Source organism: Nocardia mexicana NBRC 108244 (assembly GCF_001613165.1).
GTDB lineage: Bacteria > Actinomycetota > Actinomycetes > Mycobacteriales > Mycobacteriaceae > Nocardia > Nocardia mexicana.
Genome location: NZ_BDBV01000022.1, coordinates 160,961 through 186,101 on the forward strand (window position 1 = coordinate 160,961; position 25,141 = coordinate 186,101).

A 25,141-nucleotide genomic window follows, 5' to 3' on the forward strand; every position below is an offset into this window, starting at 1 on the left:
GCAGGTCAGATATTCGTACGACCTTCGGGCGGAGCTGAGTCAGACCCGCGGCAGCCGGTGCGGCGCATCGGCGCCGCGCAGCCAGATCGATACCGCCTCGGCGCGATTCGCCGCGCGGAGTTTGCGCAAGATCCGGGTGATATGGGTCTTGACGGTGCCCTCGGAAATACAGAGTCGGCGAGCGATCCTCCCGTTCGAATCGCCTGCCGCCATGAGCCGCACGATCTGCACCTCGCGGCGAGTGAGGACCGAGTCGTCGTCGCGGCTCAGCGCAACCGATTCGGCGACGGCGGGCCCCGGTGCCCGCCATCGATGCAGCCCGTCCAACTGTCCTCGGATAGCCGAGATCCCTTCCAACACAGTGACTCTCGCCAAGTGTTGACTCAGCCCTTCGGCGAACGCCGACAACAGCATTCGGTCGACGTCGGTCAGTGCTCGGCGCTGGTGGTAGCAGTCGCCGTGTACCAGCCCGACGACCTCCCCGTCGACCAGGAGCGGCGCGATTCCGTACGACGAGGACTTGGTGATCTCGGCGAGCGGCCGGTTGACCCGCGGATTGTCCTGCACCTCGTGGACGAGCGTGGTGCGCGCGCCCACCACCGTGTCGTTCTCGATCAGGGTGCGATCCAGCACGGGCGGGCTCTGCCTGCCCACGGCGACGATCTCCTCGGCCCAGCGCGGCTCCCGCACGACACACATCGTGTGCAGTCGCCACACCGTGTCCACCGTCGACACCAGCGCGCGGTCGAAGCCGAGACCGCACGCAGCCTCCGGGGCTCGGGCGAGCAGCGCGTCGACCGTGTTCGCATTGCCGACCTCGCTCAATGCGGTCCCGACTCGGGCCAGTGTCCGGGTTCGGTGGGCAAGCCGTAGCTGCGCTGCCATCGATTCCGCTGCTCGGATCCGGCTGAGCAATGTGGTCATATCGGTCAGGCGGTCCGGCGAAGCCCGGCCGGCCGACCGGATCATCTCGGCGGTCACCAGATCCCAGAGTTCGCCCAGCATCAGCGCTTCCTGCCTCCGGTCGTCCGGCGGCTCGCGATCGAGCAATCTGTGCGCGTCATCGGCGATCTCGGCGATCGCGGCCCGCAACACGGCGGCATCCCGGCGAATCGAGGAACTGTCCATATAGAACTCCTGTGATCTGACCCACTATGCATAATATATCCAGTCGGTCAGTGTCCAGGTATTTGGACACTGACCAGCGGGTTCGTCGGCTTAGGTTCGGCATGCGGTCGATCGGCGTAAATGCCCGGTTGCCGTGCGGAGACGGCGGTGTTGCTTTCGGGGGCCGCCGGAAATGACGAACCATGGAGGTTCCCTTGACGACTCACGATTCACCGGCAGCCGGACGACCACGGTCGGCGCGGAATATGTGGCTGCGGCGCGTGCCCGCGATCGCCCTGGTCGCCGGGCTCACCGCGGGCGTGTCCGTCGGTACGGCGGCCGCGGCACCGGTCGACGGGGTGGTCCCGAGCTACCTGCTGGTCGGTGGCACGGGCTCCTCGAATATCGGTGTGCTGCGCGAAGTGCAGGGGCGGCTGACGCGGGTCGGGCCGATGGTACCCATCGATGCCTTCACGCTGTCGATCGCTGTCACGCCCAACCAACGCTTCGCCTACGTGGCACATACCGTTTCGGGAACTCTGCAGGGCTTCCGTGTCAATGACGACGGCACGCTCGCGCGGCTTGCGGATGCGCGCCTGGACCCGGGTGCGCCGATCGTCGGTGCGGTCGTGAGCCCCGACGGCAAATGGCTGTTCGCCACCGTGGGTTCGATGACCAATGAGGTGCGGACCTTTGCCATCGGGCCGTCCGGGGGTCTGAGCCCGGTCGATTCGGCCGCCATCGCGGGTGCGACGAGCGGGCTTTCCATTCCGGTGGTCTCGCCGGACGGCCGTTACCTGTTCGCCCCGAGCTTCATCGGGGCGACTATGGACTCGTTCGCGATCGGGCCGGACGGGCGGCTGACCCCGGCCGGGCCGCAGGTCCGCACGGGCGACCGTCCGGCGCTGCCGTCGGTCACCCCGGACGGCAGGTTCCTCTACATCACCAACGAGGGCACCAACGACGTGTCCGGATACCGCATCGAGCCCGGCGGCGCCCTGACGCCGATCGGCCGCTTCCCCACGAAGATGGTCCCGCACGGCATGGCCATCACACCGGACAGCAGGTATCTGTACCTCCCGCAGACCGGTGGCGCGGCCGTGAACGGATTCGAGATCCGCGACGACGGCGCCCTGATTCCGTTGCCCGGCGCCGACGAGCCGAGCGCGCCGGGCCACTTTCCGGGACGCGTGGTGCTGAGCCCGGATGCCGAACGGCTCTATGCCATCGACACTTTGGCGGTGACCGGCACGGCCCAGGTGTTCACCTACCGGGTGCGGCCGGACGGTTCGCTCGACCCCGGCGGCGAACCGCCGGTCGACGCCGGTGTCATGTTCTCCGACGGCGCCACCGGTGTATTCGCCACTCCCGGTGCATGATTGGAAGCTGGAACTTTCGCCCGCCAGGCGCGATCGCGAACGGCCGCAGCGAAAGATGCTGCGGCCGTTCCTATTCGGTCAGATGTGGATCGGCGGCGCCGCAGGAAACGCGGCGCGAGCCGGGTCGGTGGTTCGGGTCCTATTCGTGCGCAGGCGGTTTCGGTGCGACTCGCCGCCTGCGGGACGGCGCGGGGGGATTGGTCTGGTGACTGCGGGCGATCAGGGCCGACCGTAGGTACCACAGGCCCTCGGGCCGACCGGCGTCCAGGCCGGTGAGTTGCGCGATGCGGTGGAGGCGATAGTCGACCGTGTTGGGATGCAGGTGCAGCATCCGGGCGGTGCGCTTGCGGCTCAGGTCGTTGGCGAAGTGGTGTTTCAGGGTGGTGAGCAGATCGGGCTGGTTGTCCAGCGGTGCGAGTAGGGAACTCAGCACGTCGAGCGCTGGTCCGGGACGGGTGAGCTGATATTCCAGTGCCAGATCGGCGAAGCGGTGCAGACCACCCACCAGCCCGAGCCGATGAACCAGGTCGAGTAGCTCATGGGCACGGTCGACTCCGGCCGGAATGTCGTCGGTCACCGAGCGCATCACCGCCGCTGTGACGGGAACCTCTGCGGCACAAGATAATTCGTTGACAAGGGCGTCCAGGGAATCGTCGTCGGCGACTGCGGTCGGTAGGAGAATGGTGCCGCCGTCCGGCGACAGGACGGGCAGTGCGGCGCCGGCGAAACACTCGGCCAGTGCGACTCGAAGACGCGGCAGCGCGCCCTCGGCGCGGCGGCGTGGCTCGGTTCCGATGGCGGCGGGCGCCGGAGGGAGGAGGAGGGCGAGTATCCAGTACTCCCTGGCGATCTCGATGCCGTTCTGGCGTGCCAGTGTCGAGGTGGGCCGCCCGTCGACCAAGGCCGCCGCCAACGCCTGTCGCACCGCGTGGCGGTGGGTCACAGTGTGGAGTTGCGGTGCGTAGGCTCGGGCGACCGTCGCTGTGACGGTGTTCAGCAGGCCCAGAACCAGATCGGTGTCAACCGCACGCAGGTGATCGGCTGCCGGTTCGATCGCCGCGCCCGTGAGTTCGATGCCGAGCCGGAATCCGTCGTGGACCAGCCGCAGGACGGTGACCATCGGGATGCCCTCGCGCGCCCATCGCGCCGCTTCCCGCTCCAGCCGGCGGAGCTGCTCGGGGCGTGCCCGCCCGTCGAGCATGCAGATCGACAGCTCGAGGCAGTCACCCATGACGGCGAACAGGGCGTTGCCGGTCGGCGGGGGTTCCTCGGCGACCAGCCCGGCCGGTATCGAATGTGTGCTGGTCACCTGTCACCCCCGTGCCGATGTCGTCGATAAGTGTCGAGAGTGATCACCGTGGCCCCTCTCGTGCGCGGCGCACTGCGTCGAACCGTGTGACCCGACATTAAAGAGGGGCGCGACGGGAAACTGTCCAGGAATTGGACAGGGGAGCCGACGCGGCCCACGCCCGCGTCGGTGAACCGGCCATCGTCGATCGGCATCGAATGCCTGCGAGATTGCTCCGCCCGCATAGGAGTTGCCATGAAATAGCCACATTGGTGGCCGTGCTCGCCGTCGACCGGCAGATGGTCGCGAGTTCCCTGTGGGCCGATGTGTTTCAGGTGTGGCGACCTAATCTCCGGGGGATCGATGATCGGCGTCGGAATGGTGGCCGGTGCGGGATTCGGTCGAATCGACTACAACCAGTTTCAACATAATATATCGTTTCACGGAGGTTAACTGATCGCCGATTCGCATCGAGACCGTCGGCGGGACAGGTGGTATTGGATGACGAGCGTTTCGCCGCAGTGCGATGTGGAGCCGACCCGGTCCGAGATCGCATCGTCCTGGACGCGGTCGCGGTTGAACGGACTGCGCGAAGATGCTCTACCGCGACTGGTTCGCGAGGCGATCGTCCCCGGCGGGGCCCTGGCCCGGGCGGCGCACCCGGTGCTGCGGCGAATGGCCGACGAACTCGAGGGGACCACCGTCGCGCTGGTGCTCGCCGACAATTCCGCACGTGTGGTCGACGTCCAGGCCGCCGATCCCGCGGTGGGCCGCGGGATCGCCGAACTCGGGCTGGCGCCGGGTGTGCGGCTCGGCGAGGAGGAGGTCGGCACCAACGCGGTCGGCACGCCCGTCGAGACCCGCCGCGATGTGCTGGTCCGCGGGCCCGAGCACTACCTGACGGCCTTCCGTTCCTTCACCTGTTACGGGCACCCCATCATTCATCCGACGACGCGAAGGCTGGCCGGGGTTCTCGACATCGGCGGCCCGGCCTCCGGGCCCGACAGCCTGTTTCGCCCCCTGGCTCGCGGCATGGTCCGCGACATCCAGGAGCGGCTGCGGCACGACTCGACCCGCGATCAGCGACTGCTGTTCGACGCATTCCAAGCGGCCGGGCACCCGCGCGGCCGCCCGGTGATGGTCGTCGGGCAGGGCCTGGTGCTGGCCACGCCGGCGGCGCTGGACCTGCTGGACCCTGCCGATCACGCCGCCGTGCGAACGTGCGCGGAGGAGGCCGGTTTCGCCAGCGGGCAACTGCGTCGGCTCACGTTGGTGTCGGGGCGGAGCGTCGTGCTGTCGTGTACGCCGATCGACGGGGTGGACGGGTCGCTGGTCGACATCGTCTCGGACGACGCGTTCCGCAGCGGGACCGGTGCGGGTGTGACGGCGCGGTGGCCGCTGCTGGTGATCGGCGAAATCGGAAGCGGCCGTAGCACGGAGGCGTACCGGGCGGCCGGCGCCGACGCGATCGTGCTCGATGCGACGGAGGTGGTCCGGCAGGGTGAGCGGGCGTGGGCGACGGCCGTCGCGATGCTGCTCGAGCAGGATGGGCCCGCCGTCGTCGTCGAGAACATCCAGCTGCTGTCCGAGCGATTGTCGACACTGCTGGCCCAGTGCCTGCGCGAGGCGCGTCGCCATATCGTGCTGACCTCGACGCCCGATCATTCCGAGGGTGTGCACGCCCCGCTGGCAGCCATGTGCAATGCGCGCCGCACCTTGCTTCCGCTGCGGCGCCGGCGCCACGAGATCCCGTATCTGGCGCAACGGATGCTGGCGGACCTGGACGGCACCGACCGCCTCCGGTTCACCGCCGACGCCCTGCGCGTGCTGGCCGCCCAGCCATGGCCCGGTAACCTCGCCGAACTGCATCGTGTGGTGCGGTCCGTCGCGGAGGTCCGCTCGGCCGGGGACATCATCCCGTCGGACCTCCCGGCGTCCTACCGCGGTGGGCCCGCGCCGGGTTCGCCGCTGCGGGAGGCCGAGCGGGAGGTCATCGTGGCGGCGATCGAGGCCGCGGGAGGCAACAAACTCCGCGCGGCCCGCGCGCTCGGGGTGAGCCGGTCGACGCTCTACAACCGCATGCGGGCCTTACACATCGGCTGAGGGCGAGGTGGCTCGCACTCGGTGAGCCGACGGACCGGTGTGTCGGATTGCCCTGGGGGAGGCGGGATTCCGCCTGGGGCTCAGATCCGGCGGATGCCTTCGAGGACGGCACGCAACAGTTCCGGATCCGGGGCGTAGTCGGGTGGCGCCGGGGAGTGGAAGGTGACGTAGCCCGCCGTTATCAGGTCGCCTACCAGTACCTTCGCCGCGGCCACGAAAAGTCCCAGATGGGCAGCGATTTCGGCGACGGACAGGGGGCGCTCCGCACAGAGTCGGAGGATTTCCCGGTACTCCCGGTCCAGTGTTCCGGCGTCGGGGCCGACGGCGGACACGAGCGTCAGAAGGTCGAGGTCGCGCACCGCGGTGTGCGCCCGGCCGCGCGTGACGGCGAACGGCCGGACCAGCGGGCCCGGATCGTCGGGCGGCCACGGGTCGTCCGGGTGGCGCGTCACTGCCCGTAGTGTCCGGCGATGGTGCGCGTTCTGGGCGCGGCGGACAGCTGGTCGCGAACCTGCCCGACGATCACGTTCATCTCGTAGCCGACCAGGCCGAGATCGGCGTCGCCGCCGGTCAGCAGCGCCAGGCAGGAGCCGTGTCCGGCCTCGGTCACCACCAGGTAGCCGTGCTCCAGCTCGATCATCGTCTGCTGTAGCAGGCCCTTGCCGAAGTGGGTTCCGATGCCGCGGCCGAGGCTGTGCAGGGCGGAGGCGATGGCGGCGAGATGTTCGACCTGATCGCGCCCGAGGCCGTCGGACCCGGCCACGGGCAGGCCGTCGGCGGACAGCACGACCGCGCATTCGGCGCCGGAGATGCGGTCGACCAGGTTGTTCATCAGCCAGTCCAGGGAATCGGCGGAGTGACCGGGCATTGCGTCGTTGCTCATGTTCTGACCGTTCGTTTACGGATGGGGATGCCGGAGGCGACGCGCGCGGCGCGTTCCTTGCTGCAGCGCGGCCAGCGACGTCCGCGCGGTGGCGGGGCTGCGCGGGTGGCCGGGTGAGGTGTCGGCAGCGATCTCGTCGTCCGGCGGAGCGAGGGTGCGGGGTCGTTGTCGTCGCGGGAGCGGTGGTCTCCGGTTCTCGGTGGGGTCGACGGGTGTCCGCGCCGCGGCCTGGCCGTCGAGCGCCGGGGGCGAATCGGCCGCCGGGACAAGGGCAGCGGCGGTTCGAGTGTCGCGGGCTACCTGCGCGCTCGTGCGATCCACCGCCGACCACGGAATCAGCACGATCGCAGTGACTCCGCCGTAGGCCGATTCCTGCAGGCTGACCGTGACGGCGTGCCGGCGCGACAGCCGCCCGACCACGAACATGCCCAGCTGCCGCTGCCCGGCCAGCGCCATCTCGTGGAATTCGGGTGGCTCGCGCAGCAATCGATTGATCCGCTCGCGCTCGTCGAATCCGATGCCCAGGCCCTGATCGACGATCTCGACGACCACCCCGCGGCCGACCATGGTCCCGTGCACCGAGATCGCCGCCTCCGGCGGCGAGAACGACGCCGCGTTGTCGATCAGCTCGGCGAGCAGATGGATGAGATCGGCGACGGTGGGGCCGAGAATGCCGACCGCGGGCAGCCGGACCGTGCTCACGCGGGCGAAGCCCTCGGTCTCCGACGCCGCGCTGCGCACGATCTCTTCCAGGTCGACCGGATCGCGCCAGCGTCGGCCGGGTGCACGCCCCCCGAGGATGAGCAGGTTCTCGGCATTGCGCCGGGCCCGGGTCGCCAGGTGGTCGAGCTGGAACAGCAGCTCGAGATGTTCGGGGTCGAGCTGCTTGGACTCCGCGATATCGAGGACGTCGAGCTGCCTGCGGACCAGGGCCTGGCTGCGGAAGGCGATGTCCAGGAAGACCTTGTTGAACCCCTCGCGGGTGCGTGCCTCGGCCACCGCGGCGTCGACGGCGGTGCGCTGCGCGATGGCGAAAGCGTCTGCCACCTGGCCGATTTCGTCGGTACCGCGGTCCACGACCACGTCCTGTTCCATAACAACCTGCTCGCCGCGATGGATGCGCTCGATGGCGGCGGGCAGGCCTTGCCGCGCCAGATCGAGGCTGGCCGAGCGCAGCGAGCGCAGTCGCCGCACGAGACGGTTGGCGAGCAGCAACGCGGCCGTGGCGGCGGCCAGTGTGACAGCCAGGACGGCGGCGCCCGCAGCGAGCGATCGTGTGAACGCCCGACCGGCGAGATCCTGGGACATCGCGACGGTGCGCTGGAACTGATCCCGGAGCAGTCCCGTGAGCCGGACGCCGACGGACTGCTCGGCCGCCAGCCACTCGGTGTAGGGAACCGTGAGTATTCCGTTGTCCGCCAGCCCGTTCCGGGCAGCGTCGACGAGACGCCATTCGGGGCTGTCGACAAGTTCCCGGTATCGGGCCTCGGCGGTGGGCATCAGGTGCGCGGCGACCGCCGCCAATTCCTGCCGATACGCGCCTCCGAGCTGAGTGATCGCCAGCCGTTCGGAGGTGTCGAGCCGGTCGCGGACCAGCCCGGATCTGATGAGCCCGACGACGTGTGCATGCGTATCCGTCGCTCGCAGCAGGGCGTACCCGCTCATCTCCGCAGCCAGTACGTCGTTATCGGAGGCATTGTGCACGCTGCTTTCCTGACCACCGTCGGCGATGGCGCCGACGAGCCGCGTGTAGAAGTCGCCGACCTCCCGCGAGGCGATCCGGCGCTCGTCCACGGCCCGGCGGACGGTGGGCAACTCGGTGAGGAGCTGCCCGAAATCGACGGTGAAGCGAGAGATCGCGGCCTGGTCGAGGTCCTTGGCGCGCTCGGAGATCCGAACGGTGGCGTCGAGCGCGGCGTTCATATCGGCTCGCCGGGCCTGCAGGTCCGACTCGGCCGCCGGCGACCCTGCCAGCATGGACATGCTCCCGGTCCGCTCTTCCTGCACCGTGCCGACGAAGCGCAGGAGCGGGTCGATCACGGTTGCGCGGTAATCCGACCACTCCCGCGCGGAGTACGCGTCCGCCGTCAGCACGGTGGCCGTCGCAGCGCAGGTCACGAACATCGCGGCACTCGGGACGAGAGCGATCGCCAGCACTTTCGAACGGACGCTCGGCGACCGGAACTGCCACCTGCGCAACGGATTTCGGGATCGTCGGGTACCGGAACTCGGCTGATCAACCGGCGATCGCACGGGCTGGCTCCTCTGGTACGACGTCGTCCCGTATCGCCTGGACGGCGACCGGCTCGGAGGATGTGACGTATCGGCTGTTGTCAGAGGATACGGTAGCAAGGCACTATATATTATGTTGCATGTTCGGGCAAGGAATGCGGGCAGCCGATGAAAACGGTTGTCGCACCATGCAGTCGGTGCGGGGGCGGTCGGTCGGCGACGCGCGGCTACTCGTCGGGCCTGGACACTGTTGTGTCGGCGCGGTCGGTGGCAGCAGGGGAGTGCTCGGTCGCGACCCAGCTCGCGAGTAGTTGCAGCGCCTCGTGCGAGGGCGAATTCGGTTCCGCGGTATAGCCGAACATCGTCAGGCCGGTGTCGCCCGCGAGCGCGAGGGCCTCGAAGCGCAGAGTCATGTCGCCGACCAGTCGATGGTGGAATCGTTTGGTGCCGCGCCGGTGGGCGCGGACCTCGTGGGCGGCCCACCGGGTCCGGAATTCGTCACTGCGAGTAGCCAATTCGCCGATGAGTCCGGTGACGGCCGTGGAGTAGGGGGACCGTGCCGCCTCGACACGCAGCAGTCCGACGACGTCGTTGGCGGCTTTTTCCCAGGCGGGGAACGTCTCGCCGGCGCGGGTGTCGAGGAAGATGAATCGGGCCAGATTGGGTACTCCGGACGACCGGTCGAAGACGTCGGCGTAGATTGCTCGTCCCAGCGCGTTGGCGGCCAGTATGTCCATGTGCCCGTTCTGGACGATGGCGGGGGCCGTCACCATCGCGTCCATCAGCGCCTGGACGCCCTCGGGAACCACCTGGCGTGCTATCCGGGCACGGGATCTGGTCTTACCCGACTTCTCCGTGGCGGCGCGGGCCAGATCGAACAGGTGCGTCGTCTCCTCCTCGTCGAGCAGGAGGGCCGAGGCGATGGCCTGCAGCACCTCGTCGGACACACCGGCGACGCGCCCCCGCTCGACCTGGATGTAGTACTCGGTGCTGACCCCGGCCAGGCGTGCGACCTCCTCCCGGCGCAGGCCCGCAACCCGGCGGCGCCCGACGACCGGCAGCCCCACCTGGTCCGGGGTGATCTTCGCGCGCCGGGTCATCAGGAAGTCTCTGATGTCCTTGGCGATCTCCATATGACCAGGTTATGCCGGTGCGGCTCGGTGATGGAGAGGCTGCTGGTCCCCCCTATAACCGCGCACTCCCACGCGCGCGTCCGAGGTCGCAGGCTGGAGTCACCGCTCGGACCGACCGGCCGAGCGAAGAACCGGACAACAGTGAGGGAGTCACTCATGGAGGCCATCAGCTTCCGGAACGGCCCGATCAGCATGGCGGGCAATCTCTATCTTCCGTCGGACTTCGATCCGAAGGGCAGCTACGCCGCGGTCGTGGCGGTCCACCCCGGCGGCGGCGTGAAGGAGCAGGCCGCGGGGCTGTATGCGAGCAAGCTGGCCGATCAGGGTTTCGTGGCCGTCGCCTACGACGCGTCGTTCCAGGGGCAGAGCGGCGGCGAACCGCACCACCTCGAGGATCCGGCCGCCCGGGTCGAGGATGTGCGCGCCGCCGTGGACTATCTGCAGACCCTGGAGTACGTCGACCCCGAGCGCATCGGTGCGCTCGGCATCTGCGCCGGCGGCGGGTACGCCGTCAATGCCGCGATGACCGACTACCGAGTCAAGGCGATCACCACGGTCAGCGCCGTCAATATCGGCACCTCGTTCCGCCGCGGCTGGTTCGGCGCCGATCCCGACTCGGCGGCGGTGCCGACACTGCAGGCGGCGGCGCAGCAGCGCACCGCCGAGGCGCAGGGCGCGGATCCGGTGTACATCCCCTACGTGCCGCCGGAGCCGGACGAGAACACCCCGGCCGACCTCGTCGAGGCCAAGGACTACTACCTGACCCCGCGCGCCCAGCACCCGAACGCGAAGAACAAGCAGCTGTTCACCAAGAGCATCTCGCGGATCTTCACCTTCGACGCCTTCCACCTGGTCGAGGACCTGCTCATCCAGCCGGTACTGATCGTGGCGGGCAGCGAGGCGGGTTCGCTGTGGATGTCCACCGAACTGCACGGACGGGCGCGCAGCTCGAAGAAACTGGTGGTCGTCGAGGGCGGCACCCACATGGACTTCTACGACATCCCCAAGTACGTGGACCACGCCGTGTCCGAGGCCGTGCCGTTTTTCCGGGAGAACCTGGCGGGTAGCTCCGGCGAGAGCTGAGATCCCGTGTGCGAGCAGCAGGTGCCGCACATGAAACTCTTCCAGGCCCCCGCGCACTTCGGATGTGAAGTGTGCGGGGGCCCGGGGCGCAATCGGTCGGCAGTCGTCGATGGGGTGTGTGGATTCCGGCTGAAGCTTGCCGGAATGACGGGGGAGCCGTTGTGCTGAACGATCGGGGTGCCGCTGTGCTACGGAATCCGCAGCAATGCGGCGAATTCCGTTGCGGTGGTGGCCGGGTCGGTCGACTTGATCGCCCGCAGCAGTTTCTCGCCGCGATCAGGGCCCAGGGCCGTGCTGGTGAGTTCACGGAACTTGGCGTCGAGATCCGCTGGGGGCATGGGGTTTTCGGCGGTTCCCAGCGGGCTGTCGACGAAGATGCTCTCGCTGGTGCCGTCGCGATAGTCGACGGTGATATCGGCGACCCACTTCCCGGGGTAGCCGGTGTCGAGCTCGGGGTCCACCTCGATCTTCACCTGACGCGCGAGAGCGGCGACCGCGCTGCCGCCGCCCAGATCGAGCCGCCCCTGCATGTAGTCGTGATGGGTCCGGAACCCGTTGCCCAGGCCGAGAATCGACAGCGCGAACTGGAAGGGCAGGCTGTACTGCAGATGCTCGATGGTGCGGGGCGCGTAGGCATTCGCGTTCCGGGTGCCGATGATGACATCGCCTCCGGTCTGGATGCCGAGCCGGATGCCGTCGATCTCGCCGGCGCGCGCCGACAGTTGCCGTGCGCCGTCGATGTAGGCGTGGTTGATGCCGCAGCAACAGTACGGCTTGATCCACACACGGGTGATCTCGAACGGCACGTCCGGGGCGAATGCGGCGACGGCCGTCTCTCCGGCGTCTCGCCCAGCGTACGTGCGGAAGAATCCTTTGCCGCCGGTCAGAAACGTGGTTGGCCCGGTGATCCCGGCGGCGGCCAGCTCGGCGGCGCGGATGCCGTTGCGGGTGCCGATCCCGGAATGGAGCCGCTTCACCGAACCGCCGGACGACGTGTACTCCGTCGTTCCCGAGCAGTGACTGAGGGCGATCGCCAAGGCGTGCACGGTGCGCTCGAGGTCGAAGCCGCGCATCTTGGCGGTCACGGCGGCGGCGCCGAAGGCCGACAGCAGTCCGTGCGGGTGGAAACCGCGCTCCAGCAGCTCCGGCGCGGCCAGCACGCCGATCCGGGTGTAGACCTCGTACCCGGCGACGATTCCCGTGATCACCTCGCGCAGCGAGGATCCCAGTTCCTCGCCGATAGCGAGCGCCGCGGAGACCACGCAGCTGCCGGGGTGGCTCGAGCTGGCGCGGTGGGCGTCGTCGTACTCGAATCCGTGGCCGAGCGTCGCATTGACGAACGCCGCGTCGGCGGGGCCCATCGCGTCGCCGCTGCCCGTGGTGTGAGCACGGCCCGGCGCATGTGCCGCGCGGGCGAGCTCCTGGACCGCCCGGCTCCAGGGCAGCGCGGCGCACCCGATCTGGACCGCGAGCTGGTCCTGCATCAGGCGCCGTGCTCCGTCGAGAGCCTCGGGTGGAATCGAGTCGTACTCGAGCTCGGTGACCAGTCGGGCCACGGCGGTCTCGAGTGCCGGAATGTTCTGCATTTCAGGACCTTTCGCGGGGACATGCCGGGCGCCTCCACCCGTGATCCGGATTATGCGCACCGTGTGATGTGGCATACTATATATTATATTCAAAATTGAGGTTGGAGGCCTGCCATGCAGCACAAGCCGCTCGACGGTATCCGGATCCTGGAGATCGGTGGCTACATTTCGCTTCCCTTCGCCACCTCGCTGCTGTGCGCGCTGGGGGCCGAGGTGGTGAAGGTGGAGAAGCCGGTCGACGGTGAGGACTTCCGGCGTCACCAGAACAATGGGAGCCCGTATTTCCGGCAGTACAACACCGGAAAGCGCAGCCTGTCGGTCGATCTGAAGCGGCCGGAGGGAGTCGCGCTGGTCAAGGCGCTGGTGCCGCGATTCGACGTGGTCCTCGAGAACCTCCGGCCCGGAAAGCTGGCAGCCATGGGGCTCGGCCCCGACGAGTGCCGCGCGCTGCGGCCCGATATCGTCTACGGCTCGGTGACCGGATTCGGTCCCGGCGGCCCGCTGGCCGACCGCCCCGCGTACGACACCATCGGGCACGCCTTCGGCGGCCTCTACTCGCTGTTCGGCGACGAGGGCCGTCCGCAGCTGGCGGGCGGGCTGAGCGCGGACCTGGTCACCGGGCTGAGTACGGCGACGGGCGTCCTGGCGGCTCTGGTGGGCCGTCTGCGGACCGGGTCGCCGCAGCACGTGCAGACCTCGATCATGGAGGCCGTGAGCACCCTGACCGCCGACGGGGTCACCCAGTCGTTCGAGCTGGGCGCCGATCCGAGCCGGCAGAGCAGGCATCCGCAGGCGCAGAACTTCTGTGTCGAGACCGCGTCGGGGGAGTACCTGGCCGTGCACCTGTCGTCGTCTCAGAAGTTCTGGCGCGCACTGTGTTCGGCGATGGATCGGCTCGATCTGACCGAGGACCCCCGCTTCGCGGAGTACCGCCCGCGGGAGGCCAATTACTTCGATCTGGTCAAGATCGTGGAGGCGGAATTCGCGAAAAAGCCGGTGCGCCATTGGGAAGAGGTCCTCACCGCCGCGGATGTGCCCTTCGCGCCGGTTCTTTCGATGACCGGGTACCTGAAGCACGAGCAGGTCCGGTGGCTGGGGCTGGTCGAGCCGCAGTCCGACGGACTGGCGGTGCTGCGTCCCCCGTGGACGTTCGACGGGGAGCGCCCCGACCGGCCGGGCTCCGCGCCCCGGGTCGGGGTCGACAGTCGCGCCGTCGCCGCGGAGGTGTACTCCGCCGAGCAGATCGATGCACTGGTCGAGGCGGACGTCCTGTTCGCCGACGGCTGACGCGCGACGGCTGATAGCGCAACGGCCGCAACTATTCAATGCGACAACATAATATATAATGTTATAAGTTGAGGTGGTCTGCGGACAGCGGAGCGCACCTCACAGGATCGAAAGGACTTGTCATGCCCGGCCTCTATTTCGAGGAATTCGAACCCGGAAGCGTCATCGAGCACCCGACGCGGCGCACGGTGACCGAGATGGACAACGTCTTGTTCAGCACGCTGACACTGAATGTGGCGCCGCTGCACCTGGACGCCGAGTACAGCAAGGGCTCGATCTACGGGCAGCGGCTGGTCAACAGCCTGTTCATCCTCGGGCTGGTCTCGGGGATCACGGTGCCCGACACGACCCTCGGCACAACCTTGGGCAACCTCGGGTTCCAGGAGGTGAAGTTCCCGGCGCCGGTCTTCCACGGCGACACCATCCGGGTGCGGACCGAGATCGTGACGAAGCGGGAATCCAAGAGCCGCAACGACTCCGGCATCGTCACCTTCCGCCATCAGGGCATCAACCAGCGCGACGAGGTCGTCTGCGACTGCCTGCGGGCGGGATTGATGCTGAAGCGTTCCGCCGCACCGGAACCGGCGGCCACGGCGTCCTGAGTGGGGCGAAGGCGCGGAAAGAAAGGATGTGCCCGCGATGCGAGGACCAGGTCCGGCACGGACGACCGGGGCGTCGGCGTGGATGCCGGGAGACGAAGTGCGAGCGCGCAGCCGGCTGCTGCGAGCCGCGGCCGAGTGGGGGTACGGCGACCTCGCCGAACTGCACCGCGCATCGGTCGATGACCCGGAATGGTTCTGGCGGGCCGCCGCCGAGGATCTCGGCGTCGAATTCGCCGTGCCGTTCGACCGCGTTCTCGACGAGAGCGACGGCAAGCAGTTTCCGCGGTGGTTCCCGGGCGGCCGGTTGAATCTCGCGACCCTGTGTTCGCATCGCCACGCCGCGGGCGCGGCAGCGGGCAAGACCGCCGTCGTGTACGAGGGCGACGACGGCCGCCGCCGCGCGCTGACCTACGCGGAACTGGACACCGAGGTGCGCCGGTTCGCCGCCAACCTGTCCGCCCTCGGGGTATCGCAGGGTGACCGGGTGGTGCTGTTCGTCCCCGTCGTTCCGGAATCGGTGGTCGCCTTCCTGGCTTGCGCCATGATCGGCGCCATCTCGGTTCCGGCGTTCACCGGGTACGGCCCGGAGGCGCTCGCGGCGCGTCTGCGGGACTCGGAGGCGGTCGTTCTGATCACCGCCGACGCGACCACCCGGCGGGGAAAAGTGGTGCCGCTCAAGGAGACTGCCGACGAGGCCCTGGAGTCGGTGCCGTCCGTCCGCCACAGCGTCGTGGTCCGCCATCTCGACAACGGCGTCGAGATGCGCGACGGACGGGACCTCTACTGGGACGAGTTGCCCGCCGATCCGGAGCCGGTGCCGACGGCGCAGGTGGAATCGAACGATCCGCTCACCATCGTCTACACCTCCGGCACCACCGGGCGGCCGAAGGGAATCGTGCACTCCCACGGGGGATTCGCGGTCAAGGCCGCCGTCGATTTCGGCTACGGATTCGATGTGCACGACGACGATGTCATCGCCTGGATCTCGGATATGGGCTGGCTCGTCGGCCCCTTGCTCATCGCGGGCGGGCTGCAGTTCGGCGCGACCGTGGTGTTCACCGAGGGCGTGCCCGACCATCCCACACCCACGCGGATGTGGGAGATCGTCGACCGCAACGGCGTCACTCTCCAAGGCGTGGCGCCCACCGCGATGCGCCTGGTGATGGGCCGCACCGAAGGTCCGCCGCCGGGCCTGAATACGTTGCGCGCCTTCGTATCCACCGGTGAAGCGTGGGACGAGCCGACCTGGCGCTGGCTGTTCGAGACGGTCGGCGGTGCGCGCCGCCCGATCATCAACTACAGCGGCGGCACCGAGGTCGGCGGCGGGCTGTTGATCGGCTATCCGTTCCTGCCGATCGATCCGGCCTCGTTCAACGCCCCGGTTCCCGGCGTGGATGTGGCCGTGCTGGATTCGGACGGGAATCCGGTGACCGGCGAGGTCGGCGAGCTGTCGGTCCTGAACACCTTTCCGGGAATGACACATGCCTTCTGGAACGACCGCGAGCGCTATCTCGAGACGTACTGGAGCCGGTGGGACGACGTCTGGGTGCACGGCGACCTGGCCGCCGTCGACGAGCACGGCACCTGGCACATACACGGACGTTCCGACGACACGATCAAGGTGTCCGGCCGACGCGTGGGCCCGGCCGAGATCGAGGCGGCGCTGCTGAAGGACCGCCGCATCGTCGAGGCCGCCGTCATCGGCGAGCCCGATTCCCAACGGGGGCAACGGGTTGTCGGATTCGTCGTGCTCCGCGCCGGCGATATCGACCGCGACGATCTGACGGCCACCGCCGTACACCACATCGGCCGCTCGTTCGCTCCGCGCCTGCATGTGGTGGCGGCGCTACCGAAGACCAAGAACGGCAAGATCATGCGCCGCGCCATCCGGTCCCGCTATCTGGGTCTCGCACAGGGGGATCTGTCGTCCCTGGACCCCGCGACCCCCATCGACGGGATCCCGACCCGCGAACTATCAGGAGATCACGAATGACAACCACCGACGACACCGACCTCGAACTGGTTCGCAAGAACTCCCGGGAACTGGCTCGTCGCTTCGGGTACGACTACTGGCGCGAGAAGGACAAGAAGGGTGAATACCCTTGGGAATTCGTCAAGGCGTTCGCCGACGCCGGGTGGCTCGGCGTGATGATTCCCGAGGAGTACGGCGGCCTGGGCCTGGGCTTGATCGAGGCGGGCATCATGCTGCAGGAGGTCGCGGCCTCCGGCGCGGGCATGAGCGGTGGTTCGGCCATCCACTTCTACGTTTTCCCGCCCGCGCCGATCCTGCGCTACGGCTCGGAGGAAATGAAGCGCGAGTGGCTGCCGAAACTGGCCTCGGGTGAGATCCTGATGGCGTTCGCGATCACCGAACCCACTGCGGGCGTGGATACTTCGCGCATTCGCACCAAGGCCACCAAGACCGACGGCGGCTGGGTGATCAACGGGCAGAAGGTGTTCATCACCAACGCGCAGAACGCGCACAAGATCCTCATCGTGGCGCGGACCTCCCCGCGCGACGAGGCCAAGCCGCTCGACGGCATGACCCTGTTCTTCACCGATCTGAACCGCGACAAGATCACGGTGCGGGAAATCGAGAAGCTGGGCCGCTCGGCGATCGACTCGAACGAACTGTTCATCGATAACCTCGAGGTCCGCGACGACGAGGTCGTCGGCGAGGTGGGCCAGGGCTTCAAGTACCTGATCGACGGCCTCAACCCGGAGCGAATCGTGGTCGGGCTGGAGGGGGTCGGCCTCGGCCGTGCCGGTCTGGAGCTGGCGGCCCAGTACGCCAAAGACCGGATCGTATTCGACCGTCCCATCGGGCAGAACCAGGCGGTGGCGCATCCACTCGCCGACTCGTGGATCCGGCTCGAGGCCGCCGAGCGCGTGTGCATGCACGCCGCCGAGTTGTTCGAGGCCCGAAAGTCCTGCGGTAAGGAGGCGGCCGCGGCGAAATACCTCGGCGCCGAAGCAGGTTTCGAGGCGTGCGATCGCGCCATGTCGACGTTCGGCGGGTACGCGTACTCGAAGGAGTACCACATCGAGCGGCTGTGGCGTGAGGTGCGGCTGCTGCGCAACGCGCCGTTCTCGCAGGAGATGGTCCGCAACTACATCGCCGCGCAGGCGCTCGGGCTTCCCCGGTCCTACTGATCCCGGAGCCCCAGGGCCCCAACGACTCCCGAGATCCTGCTGAACCGCCAGGGGGTCTCGGGCGGCGACGCCGGCCGCCGCACATCCGTGCGTCAGTCACCCTGCGGTCGGCGTCGCCTACCAAACAAACGTCAGGAGTGCATGTGATGAGTGGACCATTGGCCGGAGTGCGCGTCCTGGTCCTGGCCGGTATGGGACCGGTGCCGTTTACCGGGATGCTCTTGGCGGATATGGGTGCGGACGTGGTGCGGGTGGTGCGCCCGTCGCACCGGTCCGCGCGGTCACTCGGTCAGACCGACGGCCTGCGCGACGACCACGACGTGGTCAACCGCGGAGTCGACTCGATCGCGGTGGATCTCAAGGATCCCGGGGGGATCGAGGACGTGCTGCGGCTGGCCGCGGTGTCGGACGTCTTCATCGAGGGGTACCGGCCCGGCGTGGCCGAACGGCTCGGGGTGGGCCCCGATGTGCTGCTCGCGCGCAACCCGGAGATCGTCTATACCAGATTGTCCGGATACGGCCAAACCGGGCCGCTGGCAACCGAAGCCGGGCACGACATCAACTACGTCGCGCAGGCGGGCGCCCTGCACGCCATGGCCCGCGCGGGTGAGCCGCCCCGGCCGCCGATCAACCTGCTCGGCGACTACGCGGGCGGCGCGACGCTCGGCGCCTTCGGCATCGTGTGCGCGCTGCTGGAGGCATGGAAGTCGGGACGCGGACAGGTGGTCGACGCGGCCATGGTCGACGGCGTGGCATTGCTGACCGCCAAGCTGCAGGGCCTGCGCGCGGCGGGCCTGTACTCCGACGAGCCCGGGACCAATTACCTGGACTCCGGTGCGCCGTTCTACGACACCTATCGATGCGCGGACGGCCGCTACCTCGCGGTGGGTGCGTTGGAACCCGATTTCTACGCCGAATTCATCGCGCGGCTGGGAGTCGATACCCGGGACTGGCCCGATCAGGACGACCGCCGGGCCTGGCCGCGGCTGCGCGAACTGATCGGCGCCGCGATAGCGCGGCGCACCCGTGCGGAGTGGGCGGAGATCTACACGGGAACCGATGCCTGCGTGACGCCGGTGCTGTCGTTCGGCGAGGCGGCCGACCACCCGCACAACGCCGCGCGCGAGCTGTTCCACACCGTCGGCGGCGTACTGCAGCCCGCCCCCGCGCCGCGGCTGAGCCGCACTCCCGCCCGCGTTCCGGCCGTCCCGCCGTCCGAGCGGCTCGACACGGGTGAACTGATCACGCGCTGGAGCGTCCGGACCGATACCGATGTTGCCGAATACATTGCCGCACAGGTGATGACGAAGGAGACCGGGGAATGACCACGCCGCTGTCCGGCATCACCGTCGTCGGCCTCGAGCAGGCCATCTCCGCCCCGCTGTGCACCCGGCACCTCGCGGATCTGGGCGCCCGGGTGATCAAGATCGAACAACCCGGGTTCGGGGACTCGACCCGCCATTACGACCGGGTGGTGCGGGGGATGGCCGCGCATTTCGTCTGGCTCAACCACGGCAAGGAATCCGCGGCACTGGATCTGACCGACCCGGCGGACGCGGACGTGTTCACGGGCCTGCTGGAGCGGGCGGATGTGCTGGTGTCCAACCTGGGGCCCGGCGCCCTCGGCCGCCTCGGATTCGCGCCGGAGGAGCTGGCCGAGCGCTACCCGCGGCTGATCGTCGTCGATATCTCCGGCTACGGCCGTGGCGGGCCGCTGGACCACAAGCGTGCCTACGACCTGCTCGTGCAGGCCGAGGCGGGATCCTGCGCGATCACCGGAATGCCCGGTGCCCCAGTCAAACCCGGTATTCCCATCGCGGATATCGGCACCGCGCTCTACGCGTACTCCAGCGTGCTCGCCGCGCTGTACGAACGCGACCGCAGCGGTCGCGGCGCGGTCATCCCGATCGCCATGCTCGACGTCGTCGCGGAAATGATGGGCTTCGCGCTGAATCAGGTGCTGCACGCCGGAACGGAACCCGAGCCCGTCGGGATGGGGTCGCCGATGATCGCCCCCTACGGCGCCTACCCGACCGCCGACGGGCAGACGGCGGTGCTCGGCACCACCAGCGACCGCGAATGGCGCCGTCTCACCACGGATCTGCTGGACCGCCCGGAGCTGTCAGCGGATCCGCGCTACGCCCACAACCACGACCGCGTGGCCCACCGTGCCGAACTCGACGAGATCGTCGGAACCTGGTGTGCGAAGCGCGATCTCGCCGAGATCCAGCGCCTGGCCGATGCGGCCGGAATCGGCAATGCCCGCCTCAACGGCGTGCGTGAGCTGGCCGAGCACCCGCAACTGGCAGCCCGGGATCGGTGGCACGACATAGACTCCACCGCCGGACCGCTGCCCGCGCTGCTGCCGCCCGCCCTCGCTCGCGGCTGGGCCCCGGTATCGGGCCGGGTACCGGAACTGGGCGCCGATACCGAGGCGATCAGGGAGGAATTCGGCAGCTCGATCGCTGAGTAAAGGCAGGGCGAGCCTGACCGTTGGCCGAAGGCAAGGCGGTCCTGGTCGCCGGGTAAGAGCAGACGCCACGCGGCCGCTCGAATGTTTTGTTCCGGAAAGCATGAGGCATAATGCATAGAAGTGCCGACCGGAAAGGACCGAGCCTTCATGGAATCGACGACGCGGGGACTGCCGCGTAGTTCGAACTCGCCGCGACAGCAGCTTTCCGAGGATGTCGCAAGCTATGTCCGGGAGCTCATCGTCTCCGGACGGGTACGGCCGGGCGACTTCCTGCGCACCGAACCCATCGCGGAGGCGGTGGGTGTCAGCAATACACCGGTGCGCGAGGGCCTGTTGCTGCTCAGCGGTGAGGGTTTCGTCGAGCTGGTGCCGCGGCGCGGCTTCATGGTCTCCGCCTTCAGCCGCCAGGACGTGCGCGACATCTTCTGGGCGCAGGCGACTTTGGCCGGTGAACTGGCCGCGCGTGCCGCGAAGTCCATCTCCACCACGCAGCTGGATCACCTCGCCGATGTGACGGCAAGGCATGCCGCGGCGGTCGAGAGCGGCAAGGATCCGGCGCTGGTCGTGCAACTCGGCCACGAATTCCACCGCACGATCAACCTGGCCGCCGATTCGCGCCGCCTCGCCATGCTGTTGCGCTCGATAGTCCGGCAGCTGCCCGACCGGTTCTACAACGATATCGAGGGCCATGGCACGGAGGCGCTGCAGGAGCACCCCGCGATCCTCGAGGCGTTGCGGAAACGGCGCGGGAAGGCGGCGAGCACCCTGATGCGCGACCACATCATGGCCGGCGCCGACGAACTCGTCGCCATGCTCGAGAACCAGGGTCTGTGGTCGGACGAAGACCGGAAGTCCACGGCTTAGGCCGCAACTCGACACCACGCGAACCTGCCGAGAGCCGCCGCGGCTGTGTGTGTACCAGTGCGTGTCGGCCGGGTGTCGCGCGCGGGTCCGTATCGGCCCGCCATCGCGTGCTGGCGTCGTGCTCCGCTCGAAGTAACTGCGTGGCAGTATCTTTCGCTGCCGGGGAGAACTCCGTGCCGGTCTGTTCTGCGATGATGTCTCGCTAGGCAATTCGGCTGTGCCATCCGCCGGAAGGGCGACTGTCGCGCGGCGGGCGGCAACTATCCAGATTCGCCACATTATATATTGTGCGCTACTACACTCTGGCTGGGCCCGGTGCGTTTCTCCGGGCGACGCTCGAAGAGATAGGGCCACACAGGTGACCGGAACATTCCACGCAACTCCCGGTACGATGCGGCGAATTGCGATCGCGGGCGGTATCGGTACCGTCATCGAGTACTACGACTTCTTCATCTTCGCCACGGCGGCGGCACTGGTCTTTCCCAAGGTGTTCTTCCCGGCGCTGGGGTCCGCGGCCGGCACGGTCGCGTCGTTCGCGACACTGGGTGTCGCGTTCGTCGCCCGGCCGGTGGGATCGATCCTGTTCGGGCACTTCGGTGATCGGATCGGCCGCAAGCGGACGCTCGTCGCGACACTGCTGATCATGGGTGCGGCCACGGCCGCCGTGGGCGTCATGCCGACGGCGCACCAGGTCGGGGTGATCGCGCCGATCGTGGTGGTGGTGCTGCGATTTCTGCAGGGCCTCGCGGTCGGCGGCGAATGGACGGGGGCGACCCTGATGGCGGCGGAGAACGCGCCGCGCGGGCGGCGCGGATTCTGGTCGGTGTTCGGATCGTTCGGCGGTTCCGTCGGGCTGGTGCTGGCCAGCTGCACCTTCCTCGTCACCGGCGCGACCATGAGCAACGAGACATTCGAGGATTTCGGGTGGCGGATCCCCTTCCTCACCAGCCTGGCCCTGGTCGTGGTCGGTCTCGTCGTGCGGCTGCGGATCGACGAGACTCCGGTATTCGCCGAGGAAGCCGAGCGGCACGGCATCGCCTCGATCCCGCTGCTCGAGGCGGTCAAGCGGCAGCCGCGCGAGGTCATGCTGGCGTCCGGCCTGCTGGTGATGGTGTTCGCGTTCTACTACATCGCGGTCAGCTACTTCCTGACCTACGGGACATCACACCTGCACCTGAGCCGGACCACCGTCCTGGCGATCAGCATCGTGCCCGGATCGGTGTTCTGGGTCTCGATGACCCTGAGCGCCTGGCTCTCCGATCGGATCGGCCGCAGGCGAATCCTGGTGGCGGCCAACGCGGTTGCCGTGTTGTGGGCGGTGGTGCTGTTTCCGATCGTCGAGGCCGGTGGGGTCGTCACCTATGCCGTCTGCGCGTCGGTGACGACGCTCATCGCCGGCGCCGCCTACGGCCCGGTCGGTGCCTTCCTGCCGGAGTTGTTCCGGACCAGGTACCGGTATACCGCCAGCGGCGCCACCTACAACGTGGCAGGCATTCTGGGCGGCGCGGTCCCTCCGCTGGTCGCCTCCGCGATCACCGAGGCCTACGGCGGCCTGGCATTCGGGGCGTTTCTCGCCGTCCTGTGCCTGATCAGCCTGGGGTGCGTCCTCGCGTTGCCCGAGACCCGGCACAACCGGATGGACGGTGTGGAGGCCGCGGCAGACGAGGCCGTTGCGGATACTTAATATATAATGCGTTAACGACACGTTGAAGGAGAAGAACCGTGAAGCCGTATCGTTCGATGCTGTTCGTTCCCGGGCACAAACCGACCTGGGCGGAGAAGGCGGTCGCCGCCGGAACCGATGCGCTGATACTCGATATGGAGGATTCGGTGCCGGTCGCGGACAAGCCCGCCGCGCGGCTGACCGTACGGGACACCATCGGCCGGCTGCGCGAGCAGAACGTGCGGCCCGACGTGTGGGTGCGGCCCAACAGTTACGACAGCGGTCATTTCGGCGCCGATGCCGAGGCCGCGATCGTCGCGGGGGTGGCGGGACTGTTCCTGCCGAAGGTGTACACGGCGGAGGAAGTCCGGCGCATCGACGCCGTCGTGGCCCACATCGAGGAGCGCGAGGGCCTGGAATCCGGTTCGGTCGGGCTGATCATCAGCTTCGAGACGGCGGTGTCGGTGGCGCACTGCGAGGAGATCGCCGCCGCATGCCCGCGGGTGTGGAGCCTGCTCGGCGCGACCGGCCCGAATGCGGACGTCGGCCGGGAGCTGGGTTTCGAATTCACCCTCGAGGGTCTGGAGACCCTGTATCAGCGCAGCCGCATCGTGGTGGCGGCGCGCGCGGCCGGGCAGACACATCCGGTGACGGGCGTGTGGCAGGACATCAAGGATCTCGACGGGTACCGGCGGTTCGCGGAGGATTCCCGGCGGCTGGGATTCCGGGGGATGGTCTGCATCCACCCGTCGCATATCGCCATCGCCAACGAGGTGTTCACCCCCTCCGAGGACACGGTGGATTTCTACCGGCGCATGATCTCGGCGTTCCGGGAGGCCGAGGCGAACGGCAGCGGCGCGGTCGATTTCGAGGGTGTGCACATCGACCTGGCCCATGTGAAGACGGCCGAGGCCGTCATCGAGCTGGCGGATGCCATCGGCGTCTAGGAGTGTTCCGACGGTCGGCCCCGGGGTATAAGCCTCGGGGCCGACCGCGTTGCGGAAGTTACTGCGCGGCTGAGGGTTACGACTCGTCCGGTCGCGGGGTCAGTGTCCGTGTCGGGTGGCGGTATCGCGCAGCCAATACGCGACCGCCTCGGCGCGGTTGGCGGCGCCGAGTTTGCGCAGGATATGGGTGACGTGGGTTTTGACCGTGCCCTCCGAGATCGAGAGCTTGCGCGCGATGAGGCGGTTCGGCTCGCCCGCGGCGAGCAGCTCGACCACCTCGACCTCGCGGCTCGACAGCAGCGGATGGGCCGGGGCGGGAGCCGGAACAGCCTGCCGGGCAGCGATATTCACGTCGGTGGTGAGCTGGTCCATGCCTCGGCGCAGGTCGGCGAGCCCGTCGAGGACCCGGAGGCGGGCGAGCGAGTGGCTCAGCCCCTCGGCGAACAGGTCGAGGACGGCGCGGTCGGTGGCGTCCACGTCGCGGTGCGGGCGGTGGCAGTCGCCGTGCACCAGGCCGACGACCTTGCCCCGGACCGTGAGCGGGGCGATCCCGTACGAGGTCGAACCGGACATCTTCACCAGCGTCCGGTCGACCCGCGGATTGTGCTGGACGTCGAGGGCCAGCCCCGGGCGCGCGTGCCGGACGATATCGGATTCGATGAGCGTGCCGTCGAGTCGCGGCGGCCTGCTGCGGCCGGCCGTCACCATCTCCTCCGCCAGCCGCTGGTCGCCGATGACGCACATGGTGTGCAGATGCCAGAACGACTCGTCGACCGTGGACACCAGCGCGCGATCGAATCCGAGCGTGCACACCGCCTCGGGGGCGCGGGCCAGCAGGTCGTCGGCTGTGGTCGCATCGTGCAGGCGCGCCAGCGCCCGGCGGACCCGGTGCATCATCTCCACGCCTTCGGACACGCGGATCTCGTCGACTTCGCCCTCGGCGTCGCGGATGCGGGCCAGCAGCACGGTCAGTTCGGCCACCCGTCCGGGCTCGGCGTGCGTGTTCGCGAGGGTGGTCAGATCCGCCACGGTGGCGTCCCACAAATAGCGGAGCAGTTGTCTGGCGGCGGACGCCGGGAGGAGGTCGCGGACGGGGAACTCCCGGCCCAGCGTGCGGCTCACCGCCGCGGTGAGATCGCGGATCCGCCCGCTCAGATCGGCGTCGAGCATCATGCCGCGGTGGTGCGTATCGAGGGTTCCGGTGGCCACTGTCGTCTCCGAGGTGCGTAACGTAACAATATATTATGTCAAATCATTGTCGATGACAAACGACGACGCGCGACGAGATCGGGCAGCGGTGGCCGTGTCGATCGTCCGAAGGTCGTAGTCGAATCGGACGAGGGACAGATGCTACGACC

General features: G+C 68.4%; 20 protein-coding genes. 12 read left to right on the plus strand and 8 right to left on the minus strand.

Annotation, left to right across the window (positions count from 1 at the left end):
• Positions 1 to 39: 39 nt before the first annotated feature.
• On the minus strand, positions 40 to 1,128 hold the full coding sequence (locus tag NM1_RS09255; protein ID WP_068016584.1) for a LuxR C-terminal-related transcriptional regulator: 1,089 nt from the start codon (positions 1,126 to 1,128) through the stop codon (positions 40 to 42).
• A gap of 194 nt (positions 1,129 to 1,322) precedes the next feature.
• Between NM1_RS09255 and NM1_RS09260 the strand changes: the two genes are divergently transcribed.
• The gene (locus tag NM1_RS09260; protein ID WP_169814222.1) at positions 1,323 to 2,486 is read left to right on the plus strand and encodes a lactonase family protein; all 1,164 of its coding nucleotides are present in this window, start codon (positions 1,323 to 1,325) and stop codon (positions 2,484 to 2,486) included.
• 139 nt (positions 2,487 to 2,625) lie between these two features.
• On the opposite strand, the gene NM1_RS09265 is transcribed toward NM1_RS09260, so the two are convergent.
• On the minus strand, positions 2,626 to 3,795 hold the full coding sequence (locus NM1_RS09265; protein WP_068016591.1) for a PucR family transcriptional regulator: 1,170 nt from the start codon (positions 3,793 to 3,795) through the stop codon (positions 2,626 to 2,628).
• A gap of 435 nt (positions 3,796 to 4,230) precedes the next feature.
• On the opposite strand from NM1_RS09265, the gene NM1_RS09270 reads away from it, so the two are divergent.
• The gene (locus NM1_RS09270; protein ID WP_507762179.1) at positions 4,231 to 5,877 is read left to right on the plus strand and encodes a sigma-54-dependent Fis family transcriptional regulator; all 1,647 of its coding nucleotides are present in this window, start codon (positions 4,231 to 4,233) and stop codon (positions 5,875 to 5,877) included.
• Between the two features lie 80 nt (positions 5,878 to 5,957).
• Here NM1_RS09270 and NM1_RS09275 read toward each other — a convergent pair whose 3' ends face one another.
• The 4 genes from NM1_RS09275 to NM1_RS09290 all read right to left on the minus strand — a co-directional run bounded on the left by NM1_RS09275 (position 5,958) and on the right by NM1_RS09290 (position 10,125).
• A complete protein-coding gene (locus NM1_RS09275; protein WP_068016598.1) occupies positions 5,958 to 6,329 on the minus strand; it encodes a DUF742 domain-containing protein in 372 nt (123 codons plus the stop codon).
• Complete coding sequence (locus NM1_RS09280; RefSeq protein ID WP_211339304.1) at positions 6,326 to 6,760, minus strand: roadblock/LC7 domain-containing protein; 435 nt, start codon at positions 6,758 to 6,760, stop codon at positions 6,326 to 6,328. The genes NM1_RS09275 and NM1_RS09280 overlap by 4 nt, the downstream gene beginning before the upstream one ends.
• Before the next feature lie 15 nt (positions 6,761 to 6,775).
• Positions 6,776 to 8,917 carry a sensor histidine kinase gene (locus NM1_RS09285; RefSeq protein WP_068016601.1) on the minus strand — a complete coding sequence of 714 codons (2,142 nt, stop codon included), beginning with the start codon at positions 8,915 to 8,917 and terminating at the stop codon, positions 6,776 to 6,778.
• Positions 8,918 to 9,219: 302 nt separating this feature from the next.
• Entirely contained in the window at positions 9,220 to 10,125 is a 906-nt protein-coding gene (locus NM1_RS09290) for a helix-turn-helix domain-containing protein (protein ID WP_068016604.1), read from the minus strand.
• Between the two features lie 156 nt (positions 10,126 to 10,281).
• Here NM1_RS09290 and NM1_RS09295 point away from each other — a divergent pair, with 156 nt between their 5' ends.
• The gene (locus NM1_RS09295; RefSeq protein WP_068016607.1) at positions 10,282 to 11,208 is read left to right on the plus strand and encodes an alpha/beta hydrolase; all 927 of its coding nucleotides are present in this window, start codon (positions 10,282 to 10,284) and stop codon (positions 11,206 to 11,208) included.
• 188 nt (positions 11,209 to 11,396) lie between these two features.
• Here the strand turns inward: NM1_RS09295 and NM1_RS09300 are convergent, their stop codons facing one another.
• Complete coding sequence (locus tag NM1_RS09300) at positions 11,397 to 12,794, minus strand: MmgE/PrpD family protein (protein WP_068016611.1); 1,398 nt, start codon at positions 12,792 to 12,794, stop codon at positions 11,397 to 11,399.
• 114 nt (positions 12,795 to 12,908) lie between these two features.
• Between NM1_RS09300 and NM1_RS09305 the strand changes: the two genes are divergently transcribed.
• From NM1_RS09305 to NM1_RS09345, 9 genes are all read left to right on the plus strand, one after another.
• Positions 12,909 to 14,081: a CaiB/BaiF CoA transferase family protein gene (locus NM1_RS09305; RefSeq protein WP_068016614.1), complete on the plus strand. Its 1,173-nt coding sequence runs from the start codon at positions 12,909 to 12,911 to the stop codon at positions 14,079 to 14,081.
• Between the two features lie 122 nt (positions 14,082 to 14,203).
• Positions 14,204 to 14,683 carry a MaoC family dehydratase gene (locus NM1_RS09310; RefSeq protein WP_068016618.1) on the plus strand — a complete coding sequence of 160 codons (480 nt, stop codon included), beginning with the start codon at positions 14,204 to 14,206 and terminating at the stop codon, positions 14,681 to 14,683.
• Between the two features lie 97 nt (positions 14,684 to 14,780).
• Positions 14,781 to 16,676, plus strand: coding sequence for an AMP-binding protein (locus tag NM1_RS09315; RefSeq protein ID WP_246010765.1), 1,896 nt, complete (start codon positions 14,781 to 14,783; stop codon positions 16,674 to 16,676).
• On the plus strand, positions 16,673 to 17,836 hold the full coding sequence (locus NM1_RS09320; RefSeq protein WP_068016623.1) for an acyl-CoA dehydrogenase family protein: 1,164 nt from the start codon (positions 16,673 to 16,675) through the stop codon (positions 17,834 to 17,836). The genes NM1_RS09315 and NM1_RS09320 overlap by 4 nt, the downstream gene beginning before the upstream one ends.
• Positions 17,837 to 17,982: 146 nt before the next feature.
• Positions 17,983 to 19,161, plus strand: coding sequence for a CaiB/BaiF CoA transferase family protein (locus tag NM1_RS09325; protein WP_068016629.1), 1,179 nt, complete (start codon positions 17,983 to 17,985; stop codon positions 19,159 to 19,161).
• A complete protein-coding gene (locus tag NM1_RS09330) occupies positions 19,158 to 20,309 on the plus strand; it encodes a CaiB/BaiF CoA transferase family protein (protein ID WP_068016632.1) in 1,152 nt (383 codons plus the stop codon). The genes NM1_RS09325 and NM1_RS09330 overlap by 4 nt, the downstream gene beginning before the upstream one ends.
• Before the next feature lie 147 nt (positions 20,310 to 20,456).
• Positions 20,457 to 21,173, plus strand: a complete 717-nt coding sequence (locus NM1_RS09335; RefSeq protein ID WP_068016944.1) for a GntR family transcriptional regulator — start codon at positions 20,457 to 20,459, stop codon at positions 21,171 to 21,173.
• A gap of 391 nt (positions 21,174 to 21,564) precedes the next feature.
• Positions 21,565 to 22,857: an MFS transporter gene (locus NM1_RS09340; protein ID WP_068016635.1), complete on the plus strand. Its 1,293-nt coding sequence runs from the start codon at positions 21,565 to 21,567 to the stop codon at positions 22,855 to 22,857.
• 38 nt (positions 22,858 to 22,895) lie between these two features.
• Positions 22,896 to 23,783, plus strand: coding sequence for an HpcH/HpaI aldolase/citrate lyase family protein (locus NM1_RS09345; protein WP_068016637.1), 888 nt, complete (start codon positions 22,896 to 22,898; stop codon positions 23,781 to 23,783).
• A 99-nt stretch (positions 23,784 to 23,882) separates the two neighbouring features.
• Here the strand turns inward: NM1_RS09345 and NM1_RS09350 are convergent, their stop codons facing one another.
• A complete protein-coding gene (locus NM1_RS09350; RefSeq protein ID WP_084519311.1) occupies positions 23,883 to 24,992 on the minus strand; it encodes a helix-turn-helix transcriptional regulator in 1,110 nt (369 codons plus the stop codon).
• Positions 24,993 to 25,141 lie beyond the last annotated feature (149 nt).